18 protein-coding genes are annotated in these 15954 nt (G+C 69.6%); 11 read left to right on the forward strand and 7 right to left on the reverse strand.

The window, feature by feature from the left end; genetic code table 11:
• Positions 1 to 10 precede the first annotated feature (10 nt).
• A complete protein-coding gene (locus PQ455_RS04880; protein ID WP_273689705.1) occupies positions 11 to 949 on the reverse strand; it encodes an aminoglycoside phosphotransferase family protein in 939 nt (312 codons plus the stop codon).
• A 149-nt stretch (positions 950 to 1098) separates the two neighbouring features.
• Here PQ455_RS04880 and PQ455_RS04885 point away from each other — a divergent pair, with 149 nt between their 5' ends.
• On the forward strand, positions 1099 to 1668 hold the full coding sequence (locus PQ455_RS04885; protein WP_420542833.1) for a DUF2585 domain-containing protein: 570 nt from the start codon (positions 1099 to 1101) through the stop codon (positions 1666 to 1668).
• 35 nt (positions 1669 to 1703) lie between these two features.
• Here the strand turns inward: PQ455_RS04885 and PQ455_RS04890 are convergent, their stop codons facing one another.
• Positions 1704 to 1928, reverse strand: coding sequence for a hypothetical protein (locus PQ455_RS04890; RefSeq protein ID WP_273689708.1), 225 nt, complete (start codon positions 1926 to 1928; stop codon positions 1704 to 1706).
• Between the two features lie 141 nt (positions 1929 to 2069).
• Here PQ455_RS04890 and PQ455_RS04895 point away from each other — a divergent pair, with 141 nt between their 5' ends.
• From PQ455_RS04895 to PQ455_RS04915, 5 genes are all read left to right on the forward strand, one after another.
• Positions 2070 to 4415: a chemotaxis protein CheA gene (locus tag PQ455_RS04895; protein ID WP_273689711.1), complete on the forward strand. Its 2346-nt coding sequence runs from the start codon at positions 2070 to 2072 to the stop codon at positions 4413 to 4415.
• Positions 4412 to 4846 (forward strand): chemotaxis protein CheW, encoded by a 435-nt coding sequence (locus PQ455_RS04900; protein WP_273689713.1) that lies wholly within the window; start codon positions 4412 to 4414, stop codon positions 4844 to 4846. The genes PQ455_RS04895 and PQ455_RS04900 overlap by 4 nt, the downstream gene beginning before the upstream one ends.
• A gap of 104 nt (positions 4847 to 4950) precedes the next feature.
• Entirely contained in the window at positions 4951 to 5319 is a 369-nt protein-coding gene (locus PQ455_RS04905) for a response regulator (RefSeq protein ID WP_273689717.1), read from the forward strand.
• Entirely contained in the window at positions 5316 to 6464 is a 1149-nt protein-coding gene (gene cheB / locus PQ455_RS04910) for a chemotaxis-specific protein-glutamate methyltransferase CheB (RefSeq protein WP_273689719.1), read from the forward strand. The genes PQ455_RS04905 and cheB overlap by 4 nt, the downstream gene beginning before the upstream one ends.
• On the forward strand, positions 6455 to 7300 hold the full coding sequence (locus PQ455_RS04915) for a CheR family methyltransferase (protein WP_273689723.1): 846 nt from the start codon (positions 6455 to 6457) through the stop codon (positions 7298 to 7300). The genes cheB and PQ455_RS04915 overlap by 10 nt, the downstream gene beginning before the upstream one ends.
• Positions 7301 to 7322: 22 nt before the next feature.
• On the opposite strand, the gene truA is transcribed toward PQ455_RS04915, so the two are convergent.
• Both truA and fmt read right to left on the reverse strand, forming a co-directional pair.
• Positions 7323 to 8069 (reverse strand): tRNA pseudouridine(38-40) synthase TruA, encoded by a 747-nt coding sequence (truA, locus tag PQ455_RS04920; RefSeq protein ID WP_273689725.1) that lies wholly within the window; start codon positions 8067 to 8069, stop codon positions 7323 to 7325.
• Positions 8066 to 8980 (reverse strand): methionyl-tRNA formyltransferase, encoded by a 915-nt coding sequence (gene fmt, locus PQ455_RS04925; RefSeq protein WP_273689729.1) that lies wholly within the window; start codon positions 8978 to 8980, stop codon positions 8066 to 8068. Before fmt ends, truA begins: the two co-directional genes overlap by 4 nt.
• A 53-nt stretch (positions 8981 to 9033) precedes the next feature.
• Between fmt and recR the strand changes: the two genes are divergently transcribed.
• From recR to PQ455_RS04940, 3 genes are all read left to right on the forward strand, one after another.
• Entirely contained in the window at positions 9034 to 9630 is a 597-nt protein-coding gene (recR, locus tag PQ455_RS04930) for a recombination mediator RecR (RefSeq protein WP_273689730.1), read from the forward strand.
• 79 nt (positions 9631 to 9709) lie between these two features.
• On the forward strand, positions 9710 to 10243 hold the full coding sequence (def, locus tag PQ455_RS04935) for a peptide deformylase (RefSeq protein ID WP_273689731.1): 534 nt from the start codon (positions 9710 to 9712) through the stop codon (positions 10241 to 10243).
• A gap of 189 nt (positions 10244 to 10432) precedes the next feature.
• The gene (locus tag PQ455_RS04940; protein ID WP_273689733.1) at positions 10433 to 11614 is read left to right on the forward strand and encodes an L-talarate/galactarate dehydratase; all 1182 of its coding nucleotides are present in this window, start codon (positions 10433 to 10435) and stop codon (positions 11612 to 11614) included.
• Positions 11615 to 11671: 57 nt separating this feature from the next.
• Here PQ455_RS04940 and hemA read toward each other — a convergent pair whose 3' ends face one another.
• Together hemA and murI are read right to left on the reverse strand one after the other, a co-directional pair.
• On the reverse strand, positions 11672 to 12898 hold the full coding sequence (hemA, locus tag PQ455_RS04945) for a 5-aminolevulinate synthase (protein ID WP_273689735.1): 1227 nt from the start codon (positions 12896 to 12898) through the stop codon (positions 11672 to 11674).
• A gap of 85 nt (positions 12899 to 12983) precedes the next feature.
• Positions 12984 to 13781, reverse strand: coding sequence for a glutamate racemase (gene murI, locus PQ455_RS04950; RefSeq protein WP_273689736.1), 798 nt, complete (start codon positions 13779 to 13781; stop codon positions 12984 to 12986).
• Positions 13782 to 13863: 82 nt separating this feature from the next.
• Between murI and PQ455_RS04955 the strand changes: the two genes are divergently transcribed.
• Positions 13864 to 14751, forward strand: coding sequence for a 5'-nucleotidase, lipoprotein e(P4) family (locus PQ455_RS04955; protein ID WP_273689737.1), 888 nt, complete (start codon positions 13864 to 13866; stop codon positions 14749 to 14751).
• Complete coding sequence (locus tag PQ455_RS04960; protein ID WP_273689740.1) at positions 14751 to 15404, forward strand: 3-oxoacid CoA-transferase subunit B; 654 nt, start codon at positions 14751 to 14753, stop codon at positions 15402 to 15404. The genes PQ455_RS04955 and PQ455_RS04960 overlap by 1 nt, the downstream gene beginning before the upstream one ends.
• Positions 15405 to 15416: 12 nt before the next feature.
• On the opposite strand, the gene PQ455_RS04965 is transcribed toward PQ455_RS04960, so the two are convergent.
• Complete coding sequence (locus tag PQ455_RS04965) at positions 15417 to 15941, reverse strand: GNAT family N-acetyltransferase (RefSeq protein WP_273689742.1); 525 nt, start codon at positions 15939 to 15941, stop codon at positions 15417 to 15419.
• Positions 15942 to 15954 lie beyond the last annotated feature (13 nt).

Genomic DNA, 15954 nt, shown 5'->3' on the forward strand with positions numbered 1-15954 from the left:
GGATCAGGGCTCAACCAAACGCGAATCCCGGATCGCACCCCAGCAGCAGGATCGAGACGCCGAGCGTCGCCTGCCAGCGGGCGCGGAGGAGGGCGGTGCGCCAGCCGGGGCGCCGCTCCACCGCCGGCGCTTCGGCCGCCGCGACCTCGCGGGCGACGAAGGCGGCGAAGGCGTCGTCGCGGGTCGAGCGCAGGCCCCGGCTCCAGGCGACCGCCATCGGCAGGCGCCACGGCGCGACGGCGGCCGGGGATATGCCGGCGGCGCGGGCGTAGCACCACACGTACCAGCGTGCCGCCAGCTCGCGGCAGAGCGCCACCGCCCCGCGCCGCAGTGCGTTGCCGCTGGGGAAGGCGCCGAAGCGGATCAGCAATTCGGTGCGGGCCAGATCGGCGAGCGGCTGGCCGGCCGAGGCGCGCCCCCAATCGATCACGACCAGCCCGGCGGGGGTGTCGATCACGTTGCCGGGGTGGAAATCGCCATGGCACAGCCGGTCGATCCCGCCACTTGCGCCCAGCCGGGTGAGGCGGGCGAGGGCGGCCGAGCGGGTCGCCATGTCGCAGCCGGAATGGACGATCTGCAATTCGGTGACGTCGCGCTGGCGGCGCATGTCGCGCGGCGGGCGGCGGCTGTGGATCGCGGCCTGGGCGCGGGCCATGCGGGCGAAGGCGCGGGCGATGCCCCACGGCGCACGGCCAGTGACGGCCAGAACGGTACGGCCCTCGACATAATCGAACAGCAGGCCCCGCCGCCCGTCCACCTCGATCCGCGCGCTGGCGGCCGCCACGGGCAGGCCGCAGGCGGCGGCATGGCGCGAGGCGGCCTCCTCGCGCGCGATCAGCGCGTCGGGAACCTCGGTGCCGTATAATTTGACCACCCGGCCGTCGGCCCGGCGATACACTTCGGAACTGGTGCCACGCCCGATCGGCGTGCCGGGTCCGTCGTCTCTCATCCCGCCGCTATCGACCCTCCCGAACATCGTCACCACCCCGATATGGGGGGTTATGACATGCCTTTCGCATGTGCGAAACGGCGAGGGCGGCGATTGGTTGCGTTGCGGCGGCCCTTGCCGTCGCGCGGGCTTTGCCAGACGATGCGGGAATGACCGGACCCGATATCTTCCGCCGCCGCCATGCTATCGCCGCCGCTGCCGTCGTGGCCGCGACCGGGCTGATCGAATGGCTGATGGCCCGCCCGCCGATCTGCCGCTGCGGGCGGGTGCGGCTGTGGGCGAGGGAGGTGCAGGGGCCGGAGAACAGCCAGCAGATCGCCGACTGGTACAGCCTCAGCCACATCGTCCACGGGCTGCTGTTCTACGGCGCCCTGCGGCTGGTGCTGCCGCGTCTGGCCTGGGGCTGGCGTCTGGTCGTCGCGGTGGGGATCGAGGCGGCGTGGGAGCTGGCCGAGAACAGCCCGGTCATCATCGACCGCTACCGCGCCGCGACCATGGCCTTCGGCTATTCGGGCGACAGCATCCTCAATTCACTGAGCGACATCGCCTGCATGATGGTGGGCTTCGTCGTCGCGCGGCGCCTGCCGGCGTGGGGATCGGTGCTGCTGGTGGTGGCGCTGGAACTGATCGCTTTGGCCGCGATCCGCGACAATCTGGCGCTCAACGTGCTGATGCTGGTGCACCCGGTGGATGCGGTGCGGGTGTGGCAGGCGGGTTAGAAGCCATCGCCTCCCGATCCGAGCCAAAGACCCGATCAGTTGATCGTCTGCGGCCGCTGGTTGGTGTTGCGGTACATCGCCATCTGCTCCTCGGTCGGCACCGGCGGGCGCTTGGCCATCAGCGACTGGAACACCAGCATCAGCGCTATGGCGCCGGCCGCGATCATCAGCGCGACGCGCGTGTCGCCGGTGAAGACCGGGCGGCGGCGCTGGTGGGTCCAGTGCTGGCCCTTGCGGGCGGGTTTGGAGAACAGGGGCATATATAGATCCGCATAGGGCAAAGCCGCCCGCGCCGCACGCCATAATTTACGTAGCCCTTCGCAACGCATTGCGCCGCATGGCTAACACTTTGTTCACCATCCGCTGTCATGCCGGCCCGGTAGTAATGGGACAGGGCCTCGATGGACGACCTGCTGACAGAGTTCATTGCCGAAACGCGCGAGACGATGGAGGCGCTGGCCGGCGAGGTCGTCGCGTGGGAGGCGGCGCCCGGCGATCGCGAGCGGCTGGATGCGATCTTCCGCTTCGTCCACACGGTGAAGGGCAGCTGCGGCTTCCTCGATCTGCCGCGCCTCGGCAAATTGAGCCACGCGGCCGAGGATGTGCTGGCCGACGTGCGCGCCAACCGCCGCATGCCCGATGCCCGCCTCGTTTCGGCCGTGCTGGGCGTGATCGACCGGATCGGCGAGCTGACCGACGCGATGGAGACCGGCGTCGCCGTCTCCCATCACGAGGACGAGCAATTGATCGCCGCGCTTGCCGAACAGGCCGGGCCCGCCGACGCGCCCGAAGGCGCCACCCCCAATACCGTCCAGCCCAGCACCGCGCGCACCATGGCGCGCAGCATCCGCCTGCCGGTCGATCTGCTCGATCGCATGATGGCGGGCGTGTCCGATCTGGTGCTGGCCCGCAACGAACTCGGCCGCAAACTGCGCGACGGCAATGACGAGACCGGCACCGAGGCCGCGTTCGAGCGCCTCTCGCTCACCATCGGCGAGATCCGCGAGGCGATCACCCGCACCCGCATGGCGCGGATCGACAATCTCTTCTCGGCGCTGCCCCGTCTCGTCCGCGATCTGTGCGCCGATCTCGGCAAGCGCGTGTCGCTCGATATTGACGGCGGCGACGTCGAACTCGATCGCGAGATGATCGAGATGATCCGCGATCCGCTGACGCATATCGTCCGCAACGCGATCGATCACGGCATCGAACTGCCCGAGGTGCGCGAGCGCACCGGCAAGCCCGCCGCCGGGCGCCTGCGCATCGGCGCGCGCCAGTCGGGCAACCAGATCCTGATCGACGTGATCGACGACGGGCGCGGCGTGGATGCCGATCGCCTGCTCGAAAAGGCGCTGATGGCGGGGCAGGTCTCGACCGATCAGGCGCTCCAGATGAACTGGCAGCAGAAACTCGAACTGATGTTCCTGCCCGGCCTCTCCACCGCCGGTGCCGTCACCGCCATTTCCGGGCGCGGCGTCGGCATGGACGTGGTGCGCGCCAATATCGAGCGGATCGGCGGCCTCGTCGATATCGAGAGCCGGGTCGGCGCGGGGCTGAAGCTCACCCTGCGCGTGCCGCTCACCCTCACCATCATTCCCGCCCTTACCATCCAGACCGGCGACCAGCGCTTCGCCGTGCCGCGCTCGGCGATCGAGGAGATCGTGCGCGTCGGCGGCAATGCCGTCACGATGGAGAAGATGGGCGACGCCAATGTCGCGCGCATCCGCGGCCGCCGCCTGCCGGTGGTGGCGCTGGGCGCCTTCATGGGCCTCGAAGGGCAGGGGGCGTCCCGCCCGATCGCCGGCGTGCTGGTCGTCGTCCGCGCGGGCGGCGGCGAGCGGTTCGCGCTCTTGGTCGATCAGGTCATGGATCATGAGGAACTGGTGGTGAAGCCCGCCGCGCCCGCGATCATGGCCGCCGGGGTCTTCGCCGGCACCACCCTGCCCGACAACAGCCGGCCGATGCTGCTGCTCGACGTGGCCGGCATCGCCGCTGTCGCCGGGGTCGCCTCGGCCGAGCGCGAGGAGGAGCGCGCCGAGGCCGCCGTCGTCGAGGTGCCGCCGACCCTGCTGTTCCGCGATCTCGACGGCGTCGATCGCGCCATCCGCCTCGCGCTCGTCGAGCGCATCGAGGATGTGCCGACCGCGTCGATCGCGATGAGCGGCGGGCGGCTGCGCATGGCGCAGGACGGCCGCATCGTCGCCATCGCCACCTGCGGCGCGCCGCTGCCCGACGATCGCGTGCGGCTGCTCCGCCTGTCGGACGGCGCCACGCAGGTCGGCTATGCGATCGATCGGGTCAACGATATCGTCGAACTGGCGGGCGATCCCGTGCCCGCCGCCGCCCCCGGCCCGGTGCTGGGCGTGCTGGCCCACGAGGGGCGTCCGGTCGAACTGCTCGATCCCTTCTGGCTCTTCGCCGAGCCCGCCGCCTCGGCGCCGGCCGCGAGCCATCATCCGGCCGCCAAGCCGCTCTGCCTGCTGGCCGACGCGAGCGACCCGTGGACCCGGCAGGTGCTGGGGCCGCTGATCGCCGCCGCCGGCTACCGCGTCGCCTTCGATGCCGATGGCGAGGCGCCGGCCGACGTGGTGATCGCCTCGTGGGGGGCGTCCGCGCCCGCCGGCGGTGGCGCGCCGGTCGTCCGCATCCGCCCGCAGGCCGAGCCGCAGGGCGACGACAGCATCTATCGCTACGATCGCGCGGCCCTGCTCGATGCGTTGCGCACCAGCGTGGGGGGCGGGCGATGACCGACAATCTCTATCTGATCGTCTCGATCGCCGGACGTGAAGCCGCTCTGCCCGCCGACCAGATCGAATCGGTGGTGGAGGTGGACGCCATCACCCCGGTTCCGCGCGTGCGGCCGCATATCGCCGGCCTTTTCGCGCTCCGCAGCCGCGTGCTGACGGTGATCGATTCGACCGCCGCGCTCGGCCTCGGCAGCGTCGTGGCGGATGGCCCGTCGACCGCCGCGATCGTGCTGGTCGATGGCCATGCCTATGCGCTGCTGGTCGATTCGGTCGATGATGTGGTGCCGGCCGCTGCGCCGCACCGCCCGCCCGCGATCCTCGATCCCGTCTGGGCCGCCGCCTCGCGCGGGGCGATCGAGCATGACGGGCGCGCGCTGCTGCTGATCGATCCGGCCTATCTGGTCGAGGGGCCGGCCGCCATGGCAGCATAGTAAATGTCTCATAAACCAACAAGTTTCCGGTCCGTTAACGCGACCGTTACCGATCGATCCTAAACGGGTTCATGTGTTCGATCGCGTTTATGAGGCTGCCTGCAATGAAGACGTGTCTGGTCGTTGACGACTCCAAGGTGATCCGCAAGGTGGCGAGGCACATCCTCGAAACGCTCGACTTCCAGGTCGACGAGGCCGGCGACGGCCGCGAGGCGCTGGAGAGGGTCACGGGGGCCGAACAGCCCGACGTGATCCTGCTCGACTGGAACATGCCGGTGATGAGCGGGATGGAATTCCTCCGCGCCCTGTCCACCACTGATCTGCCGCGCCGCCCCAAGGTGGTGTTCTGCACGACCGAAAATTCGATCGGCCACATCCGCGCCGCGATCAGCGCCGGTGCCGACGAATATGTGATGAAGCCGTTCGATCGCGAGACGCTGCACAGCAAGATGCAGATCGTGGGCGTCGCGTGAGCCCAGCGGGGGGCAATGCGATGCTGGCCCCCCGGCCGGCGGCGTGGGGCGCGAGCCCGATGCCGGCCGAGCCGATCCGGGTGCTGGTGGTGGACGATTCGGTCGTCGCCCGCGCCGTGCTGCGCCGCCTGCTGGAGCGGGCGGGCGATTTCGAGGTCGTCGCCGAGGCCAATTCGGCCGATCAGGCGCTCGCCAAGCTCCGCCAGCATTGGGCGGACGTGGTGCTGCTCGACATTAACATGCCCGGCACCGACGGGCTGACCGCGCTGCCCGATCTGATCGCGGCGGCCAATGGCGCGCGCGTGGTGATCGTCTCGGGCGCCTGTGCCGATGGCGCGGCCGCCACGATCAGGGCGCTGGCGCTGGGGGCCGCGGACGCCTTGCTCAAGCCCGACGCGGCGCGGATCGGCGCTTCCTTCGGCGATCTCCTCACCGCGCGGCTGCGGCGGCTGGGCCGGGCGACGCCGCTCGCCCCCAATGTCCGGCCCCTGCTGCCCAACGATCGCCCGCCGCAGCGGGTGCCGGCGCGGCGCGGGCCGGTCGAGTGTATCGCGCTCGGCTCCTCCACCGGCGGCATCCACGCGCTCGCCGGTTTCTTCGCCAGCTTCCCCAAGGCATCGACCACGCCGCTGCTGCTGACCCAGCATCTGCCGCCGCCCTTCATGCCCTTCTTCGCCGCGCAGATCAGCGACATGGTCGGCAGGCGGGCGCAGGTCGCCCAGAGCGGGATGCGGATCGCGCCCGGCGTGGTGCTGGTGGCGCCGGGGGAGGGGCATCTCACCCTCGTCCGCTCCGGCTCCGACGTGCGCGTGCGGATCGACAGCACGCCGCAGCCCTCCGGCTGCCAGCCGTCGGTCGATCCGATGCTGGCGTCGGTCGCGCAGATCTACGGCGCGGCCGGGGTCGGCGTCGTGCTGTCGGGCATGGGGCGCGACGGGGTGATCGGCGCCGAGGCGCTGGTGACGGCCGGCGGCGAGGTGCTGGCGCAGGATCAGGCGAGTTCGGTCGTGTGGGGGATGCCGGGCGTCGTGGCGGCGGCGGGCCTCGCCTCCGAAGTGCGGCCACCGGCGGCGCTGGCGGGCCATCTGGCGCGGCGCATGGGGTTTCAGGGCATGGGATATCAGGGGGATAAAGGGTGGATCTGAGCGCGGACGACCATGCCTTCTTCGCGCGCCTGCTCGAGCAACGGACCGGACAGCAACTCCAGCCCGGCCGCCGCTGGCGGCTCGATACCGCCCTCCAGGCGGTGCTGAAGAGCCACGCGATCGAGGATGTGCCCGCGCTCGTCCGGCGCCTGCGGATGGGCGATCCGGTGCTGGCCGAGGCGGTCGCCTGGGCTCTGCTCAACCACGAGACCTTCTTCTTCCGTGACCAGCCGGCCTTCACCCAGCTCGTCACCGCCGGGCTGCCGGCGCTGCGCGAGTTGCGCGCCGCCCAGCGCCGCCTGCGCATCTGGTCGGCCGGCTGCTCGACCGGGCAGGAGCCCTATTCGCTCGCCTTCGCTTTCGCCCGCGAACCGAAGGTGTGGGAGGGGTGGCAGATCGACATCGTCGCGACCGACATCTCCCCGCTGGCGATCGAGCGCGCCCGCGCCGGCCTCTATACCCAGTTCGAGGCGCAGCGCGGCCTGCCCGTGCAGGAACTCGTCACCCTGTTCGAGCCCGCCGGCGACAGCTGGCGGGTGTGCGACCGGATGCGCCACAAGGTCCGCTTCAGCCGCCACAGCCTGTTCGACGCGCCCCCGCCGGGCGGCCCGTTCGATCTCGTCCTCTGCCGCAACGTCCTCTTCTACTTCGCCCCCGATCGCCGCCGCGCGGTGTTCGCGAACATCGCCTCGGCCATGGCGCCCGACGGCCGGCTGATGCTGGGCGCCGCCGAAACCGTGATCGGCCAGACCGACGATTTCGCCGTCGACCCCGAACAACGTGGCCTCTACCGCCGCCGCGATGGCGCGGAACCGGCGATGGCGCGGGTGGCGTAAGGCTCGGCCTGAACCCGGTCGTTTACGCCTCCGGGTAATCCGCCCCGACGAAGTACAGCCCATCCGGCGGGGCATTATGGCCCAGCGCGGCCCGGTCGCGCGCCTCCAACGCGGCCCGCAAGTCCGCCGCGCTCCACTTGCCCTGGCCCACCAGCGCCAGACACCCCACCATCGATCGCACCTGATGGTGCAGGAAGGAGCGCGCCGCCGCCTCCACCTCGATCGCATCGCCCACCCGCCGCACCGCCAGCCGGTCGAGCGACTTGACCGCGCTCGCGGACTGGCAATGGACCGAGCGGAAGGTGGTGAAATCGTGGAGGCCGACCAGCTGTTGCGCGGCCGCGTGCATGGCCTCCGCATCCAGCGGCGCGGCGATGCGCCACGCCCGGCCCGCCTCCAGCGCCAGCGGGGCGCGGCGGTTGACGATGCGATAGACATAGCGCCGGCCGGTGCAGGAGAAGCGGGCGTGCCAGTCGGCGGGCACCTCGGCGCAATCCAGGATCGCGATCGGATGGGGGCGGACCTTGGCATTGATCGCCTCCATCAGCCGGAAGGGCGCGAACGGCTTCTCCACATCGACATGCGCCGCCATCGCCAGCCCATGCACCCCCGCGTCGGTGCGGCCGGCGGCCTGCAAGCTCACCGCCTCGCCCGACACGGCGAACACCGCCTCCTCGATCGCCTGCTGCACCGAGGGGCCGTGATCCTGTCGTTGCCAGCCCATGAAGGGCCGGCCGTCGAACTCCACGGTCAGGCGGAAGCGGGTCATGCGGTGGGCGAGGGAAGGATCGTGCCGACGGGCAGATCGAAGCCGCGCAGCAGCGCGTCGGGCGTCATCATTCCCCGGCCGGCGCGCTGGACGATCCCGGGGCGGATCGCGCCTTCCCCACAGGCGATGGTGAGCGCGCCGTCCAGCACCTCGCCGGGCGCGCCGCTGCCCGCGACCGGATCGGCGGCGAGGATGCGGATGCGCTCGCCGCCGTGTTCCAGCCAGGCCCCCGGCGCCGGATTGAAGGCGCGCACGGCGCGGGCGACCTGTTCGGCGGGCAGGGTGAAATCGAGCCGCGCCTCGGCCTTCTCGATCTTGGCTGCATAGGTCGCGCCCTCGGGCTGCGCGACGGGCGGATGGCCGGGCAGGTCGGCCAGCACCGCCACCATCAGCGCCGCGCCGGTGGTCGCCAGCTCGGCGGTCAGTTCGCCCGCGCTCTTGTCGCCGGTCGGCGTCTCGATCGCCGCCAGCATCGGCCCCGTGTCGAGCCCGCGCTCCATTTGCATGATCGTCACGCCCGTCATCGCGTCGCCCGCAAGTATCGCGCGCTGGATCGGTGCCGCCCCCCGCCAGCGCGGCAGCAGCGAGGCATGGATGTTGAGGCAACCGAGCTTCGGCGCATCCAGCACCGGCTGCGGCAGGATCAGGCCATAAGCCGCCACGATCGCGACATCGGCACCCAGCGCGGCAAACTCCGCCTGTGCCTCGTCATTCCGCAGGCTGACGGGGTGGCGCACCTCCAGCGCCAGCATCCGCGCGCGATTGTGGGCCGGCGTCGGCATGTCCGCCTTGCCGCGCCCGGCGGGGCGGGGCGGCTGGGTGTAGACGCCCACGATCTCGTGCCCGGCCGCGACCAGCGCGTCGAGCGCGGGAACGGCGAAATCGGGGGTGCCCATGAAGATGATCCGCATCCACCCCCTCTGGCCGCTTGGCAGAGGGCGGGGCAAGCCCATATCGTATCGCGATGGCATCTCCCGAAATCGAGGCACTCACCCAGGCACTGTCGCGCCTTCCCGGTCTCGGCCCCCGCTCGGCCCGCCGCGCGGTGCTGCACCTGCTGAAACGGCGCGAGGCGCTGATGGGGCCCTTGCTCCACGCGCTGGAGGCGGTGAACGCCAAGCTGGTGACCTGCTCGACCTGCGGCAATGTCGATACCGCCGACCCCTGCGCGATCTGCGCCGATCCGCGCCGCGACCCCCGGATGCTGTGCGTGGTGGAGGAAGTGGCCGATCTGTGGGCGCTCGATCGATCGCGACTGTTCCCCGGCCGCTTCCACGTGCTGGGCGGGCGGCTCTCGGCGCTGGAAGGCGTGCGGCCCGAGGATCTCACCATCGATCGGCTGGTCGGCCGCATCGCCGAGGGCGGCATCGACGAGGTCGTGCTGGCGATGAACGCCACTTTGGAGGGGCAGACCACCGCCCATTATGTGGCCGAGCGGATCGAGAAATATCCGGTCCGGGTGACGCAGTTGGCCCACGGCCTGCCGGTGGGCGGCGAGCTGGACTATCTCGACGAGGGGACGCTGGCGCAGGCGCTGCGGGCGCGGCGGCCGGTCGGGTAGGGATCCGGCTTGTCCCGATGCGCGCTGATGGGCGCAGCCCGAGATTGAAAAATCGCGTCCCTCGCGCTACCTGAGCCGCATGGCCATCCGCCCCATCCTCGAAGCGCCCGATCCCCGCCTGCGGGTCAAATCCACGCCGGTTGATACGGTCGACGACGATCTGCGCGCGCTGATCGCCGACATGTTCGACACGATGTACGACGCCCCGGGCATCGGCCTCGCCGCGATCCAGATCGGCATACCGAAGCGCGTGCTGGTCATCGACCTTCAGGAAGAGGACGACGAAGAGGGCAAGCCGATCCGTACCCCCCGGGTCTTCATCAATCCCGAATTCTACGATCCGTCGGACGATCTGAGCGTCTACAACGAAGGCTGTCTTTCGGTGCCGGATCAATATGCCGAGGTCGAGCGCCCGGCGACGGTCCATGCCCGCTGGCTCGACGCCGAGGGCGTCGCGCATGACGAGCGGATAGAGGGCATGCTGGCGACCTGCATTCAGCATGAGATGGATCACCTCGAAGGCATCCTGTTCATCGATCACCTGTCGCGCATGAAGCGCGAGATGGTGCTGAAAAAGCTTGAAAAAGCCCGCCGCCAGCGCCGCGCCGCCTGACAAAGCCGTGAGGCTTTCGGCGCTTTGCGCCTGGAATGACGGTGTCACGACCGGCTCGTGGCCGTCGTATCGATGATTGGCTCATCGCCCGATCGATGCAAAAGTTGATCGGATCGTTGTCGATTCCCGTTTGGACGCTGCTCGGCCCGCTACGTATCGCTCTCCCACGATAAGGCGCAGGAGAGTCCCATGTTCGAGCAACGCGTGATTTCGGCCAATCCGATGCAGGGCAGCCTCGCCGCGGGCGTGGCGACGCTCGACCGGATCAGCAAGGTCACCGTCAGCCTCGCCTTCCTGCCCCTGAAGCGCCCGATTAGCGACGCCAAGGTGCTCACCGGCCGGCAGAAGCCGCTCACCGAAGTCGCCTTTCTGTTCGCCGAGATCGAGAGCGAGGGCGGGCTCCACGGCCTCGGCGTCAGTTACTCCAAGCGCGCCGGCGGCCCCGGCCTGTACGCCCACGCAAAGGAGATCGCCGGCAACCTGATCGGCGAGGATCCCAGCGACATCGCCCGACTGTGGACCAAGCTGGTCTGGGCCGGCGCCTCGGTCGGCCGCTCCGGCCTCGCCACGCAGGCGATGGCCGCGTTCGATATCGCCTTGTGGGACATGAAAGCCAAGCGCGCCGGGCTGCCGCTCGCCAAGCTGATCGGCGCGCACAAGGATTCCGTGCGCTGCTACAACACGTCGGGCGGCTTCCTCTCCTCGCCGATCGAGGAGGTGCTGGAGAATTGCCAGGCCTCGATGGGCTCGGGCATCGGCGGCATCAAGATCAAGGTCGGCCAGCCCGATCCGATGGAAGATCTCCGCCGGGTCGAGGCGGTGCGCGGCCTGCTCGGCGATTTCCCGCTGATGGTGGACGCCAACCAGCAATGGGACCGGCCGACCGCTTTCCGCATCGGCCGCATCCTCGAACAATTCAACCTCGTCTGGATCGAGGAACCGCTCGACGCCTATGACGCCGAGGGCCACGCGAAGCTGGCGGCGATGCTCGACACGCCGGTCGCCTCGGGCGAGATGCTGTCGAGCGCCGGCGAACATCTGGAACTGATCCGCCTCGACGCGGTCGATTTCATCCAGCCCGATGCCCCCCGCGTCGGCGGCATCACCCAATTCCTCAAGATCATGACGATGGCCGAGCAGAAGCATATGAAGCTCGCCCCGCATTTCTTCATGGAACTTCACGTCCACCTCGCGGCGGCCTATCCGCACGACAGCTGGGTCGAGCATTTCGACTGGCTGGAGCCGCTGTTCAACGAACGCCTCGACATCGCCGACGGGCGGATGGCGGTGCCGGCGCGGCCGGGCATCGGCATTTCGCTGAGCGATCAGGCGCGGGCGTGGACGGTGGCGACGGAGGCGATCGCAGGCTGACGGAAGTCAGGTCGCTTCGGTAAAGGGGCGGGGGCGGTGCCGGCAGACCGGCCGCCCTCACGCCGCCTTGCGCAATTCCATCCGGTCCCAGATTTCCACCAGCGCGTCGGTCAGTTCGCGCATCATTTCGGCCGTGTGGCTGGGGCCGGGGGTGAAGCGCAGCCGCTCGGTGCCGCGCGGCACGGTCGGGTAGTTGATCGGCTGGACGTAGATGCCGTACTCGGCGAGCAGGATGTCGCTGATCCGCTTGGCGCGCACCGGATCGCCCACCATCAGCGGCACGATATGGGTGGTGGAGGCCATCACCGGCAGGCCGGCCTCGGCGAACATCGTCTTCAGCAGGGCCGCCGCCGCCTGCTGCCCGTCGCGCTCTTCCGACGAGGATTTCAGGTGGCGCACGCTAGCCAGCGTGCCTGCCACCAGCACCGGCGACAGGCTGGTGGTGAAGATGAAGCCCGGCGCGTAGCTGCGGATCACGTCGATGATCGTGCGGCTGGTGGCGATGTATCCGCCCATCACGCCGAACGCCTTGCCCAGCGTCCCCTCGATGATGGTGATGCGATCGGCCACGCCGTCGCGATCGGAGATGCCGCCGCCGCGCGGGCCGTACATGCCGACCGCATGAACCTCGTCGAGATAGGTCAGCGCGTTATATTTGTCCGCCAGATCGCAGATGTCGGCCAGCGGCGCGACATCGCCATCCATCGAATAGACGCTCTCGAAGGCGATCAGCTTGGGCGCGTCCGGGTCGGCCTCGGCCAGCAATTCCTCCAGATGGGCGAGGTCGTTGTGGCGCCACACGTGCTTCTCGCAGCCCGAATTGCGGATGCCCGCGATCATCGAGGCGTGGTTCAGCTCGTCCGAGAAGATGATGCAGCCCGGCAGCACCTTGCCGAGCGTGGAAAGCGTCGCGTCGTTGGAGACATAGCCCGAGGTGAACAGCAGCGCGGCATCCTTGCCGTGCAGGTCGGCCAGCTCTTCTTCCAGATCGATATGGTAATGCGTGTTGCCGCCGATGTTGCGCGTGCCCCCCGAGCCGGCGCCCACGTCGTGCAGCGCATCCTCCATCGCCGCGATCACCTTGGGGTGCTGGCCCATCGCGAGATAGTCGTTGGAACACCACACCGTGATCGGCTTCGGGCCATTGTGGCCGGCGAAGCAGCGCGCGTTCGGGAAATTGCCCTTGTTGCGCAGGATGTCGATGAACACCCGGTAGCGGCCCTCGGCATGAAGGCGCTCGATCGCCTGGGTGAAGACGCGGCTGTAATCCAACACTCTCTCCATGGGGGAGATTTCTGCGCGCGCCTCTACCGAATATGGCGGGTCCACGCCAGCGCGAACGGCTCGCAACTATGATCGGCCGCCTCGATCAAAGGTATGAGATCTCGGGCAGTCCCCGCCCGGCGAGCGCGGCGCGGAGCCCGTCCGGCACATCGAAGCGCGCGGTGAACAAGGCGGTCCCAGGAGCCGGCGCATCGGGCCAATCCTGCCCTTGCGTCAGATAGGCCGTACGGCGCGCGATGCCCTCGGCCCCATCCACGAACGCCAGCGGGCGCGGCGCGACGGCCGCCAGCCGGTCCTGCACCAGCGGAAAGTGGGTGCAGGCCAGCACCACCGTATCCATTGCCTCGCCGCCGGGCTGGTCGGTCAGGCCGGCGAGGGCGGCGGCATAGGCATGGTCGGGCGTGTCCTCGCCGCGCAGATGCGCTTCGGCCAGTTGCACCAGCGCCGCCGATCCATGGCGCAGCACCGTGCAATCGCCCGCGAATCGTGCCGAAAGATCGTCGACATAGGGCTGGCGGACGGTCGCGTCGGTGCCCAGCACGCCGATCACGCGCGTTTGCGAGACCAGCGCGGCGGGCTTGATCGCCGGCACCGTGCCCACGATCGGCAGGTCCAGCACGGCGCGCACCTGCGCCAGCGCGATCGTCGAGGCGGTATTGCAGGCGATCACGATGATGCGCGGATCATAACGCTCGGCCAGCCGCCCGAGCAGTGCGGGCACGCGCGCGGCGATCTCGGCCTCGGTCTTGGTGCCATAGGGAAAGCCGCCATTGTCCGCGACATAGACGATCGGCGCCTGTGGCAGCGCACGTTGTACCGCGCCCAGTACGGAGAGGCCGCCGACGCCGGAATCGAACAGCATGACGGGCCGGATGTCGCTCATGCCGGCCCGAATAGGCCGGAGGGCGGACATTGGGAACACCCCGCTTGTCGCCCACGCGGCGCCCGCTTAAGGACCGGGCATGATGCTGCGCGCTGCCCTACCGGCCGTCCTCCTGCTGCTCGCCGGTTGCGCGACGCAGACACGCCCCGTGGCGGACGTCGCGCCGCCCGCCCCGCAGACCCCGCCCAAGGCGATGCAGTGGCTCTACGGGTCGGGCGAGGGCGCGGCGATCTCGCGTCAGGCCTATAATGCGCTGGCGGCCTATACCGCGACCGTCGCCGCCGATCGCAAGGCCGGGCGCCCGGTCCGCAGCGCCATCCTCGCCCCCGGCGCGACGCTCGATGCGCCGCGCTTCGTCGAATGCGCCGGCGGTCAGCCGCTCGCCGCGATGTTCGACGTGGACGAGACTGTGCTGCTCAACCTCGGCTTCGAATATGACGACGCCAAGGGCGGGGTCCGCCCGTGGGACGAGGATCGCTGGGCGCGCTGGGAACAGGCCGGTGCCGACAAGGTGCTGCCCGTCCCCGGCGCGGTCGAGGCCCTCGCCACCTTGCGCGCGCAGGGCCTGACGATCCTGTTCAATTCCAATCGCAACACCGCCAACGGCGCTTTCACCAAGGCGGCGATCGAGGGCGCGGGGCTCGGCCCGGCGGTGGCGGGCGACACGCTGTATCTGAAGGGCGACGTGGCCCCCGGCTCGGGCAAGGACCCGCGCCGGCTGAAGGCGTCGGAGCATTATTGCATCGTCGCATTGGGCGGCGACCAGCTCGGCGATTTTTCCGACCAATTCGGGCCGCTGATGAAGGATATTCCCGGCCGCCGCGCATGGGTGGGGCAGGGCGCGATCGCGCGACTGTGGGGCGCGGGCTGGTTCGTCCTGCCCAATCCGCTCTATGGCACCGGCACGGTCGGCAGCTATGACGACGTTTTCCCGGCGGACAAGCGCTGGACGGATCAGGGAGGCAAATGATGGCGACCACGGCAGTGAAGGGCTGGACCCGCGACCAGATGGCGGCCCGCGCCGCCGCCGAGCTGGAGGATGGCTTCTACGTCAACCTCGGCATCGGCATCCCGACGCTCGTCGCCAATTACATCCCGGAGGGCGTCAACGTGACGCTCCAGTCCGAGAATGGCATGCTCGGCATCGGCCCCTTCCCTTACGAGGGCGAGGAGGACCCGGACCTCATCAATGCCGGCAAGCAGACCATCTCGGCTTTGCCCTCCTCCAGCTTCTTTTCCTCGGCCGACAGCTTCGCGATGATCCGTGGCGGCCATATCGACCTGACCGTGCTGGGCGCGATGGAGGTCGCCGAAAATGGCGACATCGCCAATTGGATGATCCCCGGCAAGATGGTGAAGGGCATGGGCGGCGCGATGGACCTCGTCGCCGGCGTGAAGAAGATCATCGTCGTCATGGAGCATAACTCCAAGGACGGCAGCCCCAAGTTCATGCCCGCCTGCACCCTGCCGCTGACGGGGCAGAATGTGGTCGACATGATCGTCACCGATCTGGCGGTGTTCAAGCGCCCCGACCACAGCTCGCCCTTCAAGCTGGTCGAGATGGCGCCCGGCGTCACCGCCGAGGAGATCGCCGCCAAGACGAGCGCGCATTACGTTTCGTGATGCGCGGTGGGGTTAGCCCAGCGTCCGCTCGAAGGTGATGATGGGCCGCTCGCGATAGCTTGCGGTCCGGACCGCCTCGAACCCGAGCCGCCGCGCCAGCCCCACGGACGCTTCGTTCAGCGGCGTGATCATCGACACGATCCGCACCGCGCCCATCCGCGCGTGCGCCCAGGCCAGCACCGCTTCCATCCCCTCGCGCGCGATGCCCTGGCCATGCGCCCATGGCCCAAGCACCCACGCCGCCTCCGGCGCGCCGTCGAAATCGGGGCCGAGCCCGCGATGGAAATCCGCCAGGCCGATCTCGCCGAGCATCTGGCCGGTCGCCTTGTCCTCGACCAGAAACATGCCGTAGCCGAAGGCTGTCCAGTGGCCGATGAAGCGCATCACGCGGTGCCACTGGTCCTCCGCGCCGATCGGCTGGCCGGTGATGTGGCGGAACACGTCGGGCTCCTGCCACAGCGCCAGCGCCGCCGCATAATCCGATGCCCGGTGCGGCCGCAGCCGCAAGCGGGGCGTCTCGATCACGGTATCGGCCATGAATAGTCCTTTC

Source organism: Sphingomonas naphthae (assembly GCF_028607085.1).
Classification (GTDB): Bacteria; Pseudomonadota; Alphaproteobacteria; order Sphingomonadales; family Sphingomonadaceae; genus Sphingomonas_Q; species Sphingomonas_Q naphthae.

What these genes read in the sequence shown, in the direction of transcription:
- hemA (WP_273689735.1), bottom strand. Translation starts at nt 12,898, where the DNA reads ATGGAGAGAGTGTTGGATTACAGCCGCGTCTTCACCCAGGCGATCGAG.
- murI (WP_273689736.1), bottom strand. Translation starts at nt 13,781, where the DNA reads ATGAGCGACATCCGGCCCGTCATGCTGTTCGATTCCGGCGTCGGCGGC.
- PQ455_RS04895 (WP_273689711.1), top strand. Translation starts at nt 2,070, where the DNA reads ATGGACGACCTGCTGACAGAGTTCATTGCCGAAACGCGCGAGACGATG.
- PQ455_RS04965 (WP_273689742.1), bottom strand. Translation starts at nt 15,941, where the DNA reads ATGGCCGATACCGTGATCGAGACGCCCCGCTTGCGGCTGCGGCCGCAC.
- def (WP_273689731.1), top strand. Translation starts at nt 9,710, where the DNA reads ATGGCCATCCGCCCCATCCTCGAAGCGCCCGATCCCCGCCTGCGGGTC.
- PQ455_RS04890 (WP_273689708.1), bottom strand. Translation starts at nt 1,928, where the DNA reads ATGCCCCTGTTCTCCAAACCCGCCCGCAAGGGCCAGCACTGGACCCAC.
- PQ455_RS04900 (WP_273689713.1), top strand. Translation starts at nt 4,412, where the DNA reads ATGACCGACAATCTCTATCTGATCGTCTCGATCGCCGGACGTGAAGCC.
- fmt (WP_273689729.1), bottom strand. Translation starts at nt 8,980, where the DNA reads ATGCGGATCATCTTCATGGGCACCCCCGATTTCGCCGTTCCCGCGCTC.
- PQ455_RS04960 (WP_273689740.1), top strand. Translation starts at nt 14,751, where the DNA reads ATGGCGACCACGGCAGTGAAGGGCTGGACCCGCGACCAGATGGCGGCC.
- truA (WP_273689725.1), bottom strand. Translation starts at nt 8,069, where the DNA reads ATGACCCGCTTCCGCCTGACCGTGGAGTTCGACGGCCGGCCCTTCATG.
- PQ455_RS04905 (WP_273689717.1), top strand. Translation starts at nt 4,951, where the DNA reads ATGAAGACGTGTCTGGTCGTTGACGACTCCAAGGTGATCCGCAAGGTG.
- PQ455_RS04940 (WP_273689733.1), top strand. Translation starts at nt 10,433, where the DNA reads ATGTTCGAGCAACGCGTGATTTCGGCCAATCCGATGCAGGGCAGCCTC.
- PQ455_RS04885 (WP_420542833.1), top strand. Translation starts at nt 1,099, where the DNA reads ATGACCGGACCCGATATCTTCCGCCGCCGCCATGCTATCGCCGCCGCT.
- recR (WP_273689730.1), top strand. Translation starts at nt 9,034, where the DNA reads ATGGCATCTCCCGAAATCGAGGCACTCACCCAGGCACTGTCGCGCCTT.
- PQ455_RS04955 (WP_273689737.1), top strand. Translation starts at nt 13,864, where the DNA reads ATGCTGCGCGCTGCCCTACCGGCCGTCCTCCTGCTGCTCGCCGGTTGC.
- PQ455_RS04880 (WP_273689705.1), bottom strand. Translation starts at nt 949, where the DNA reads ATGAGAGACGACGGACCCGGCACGCCGATCGGGCGTGGCACCAGTTCC.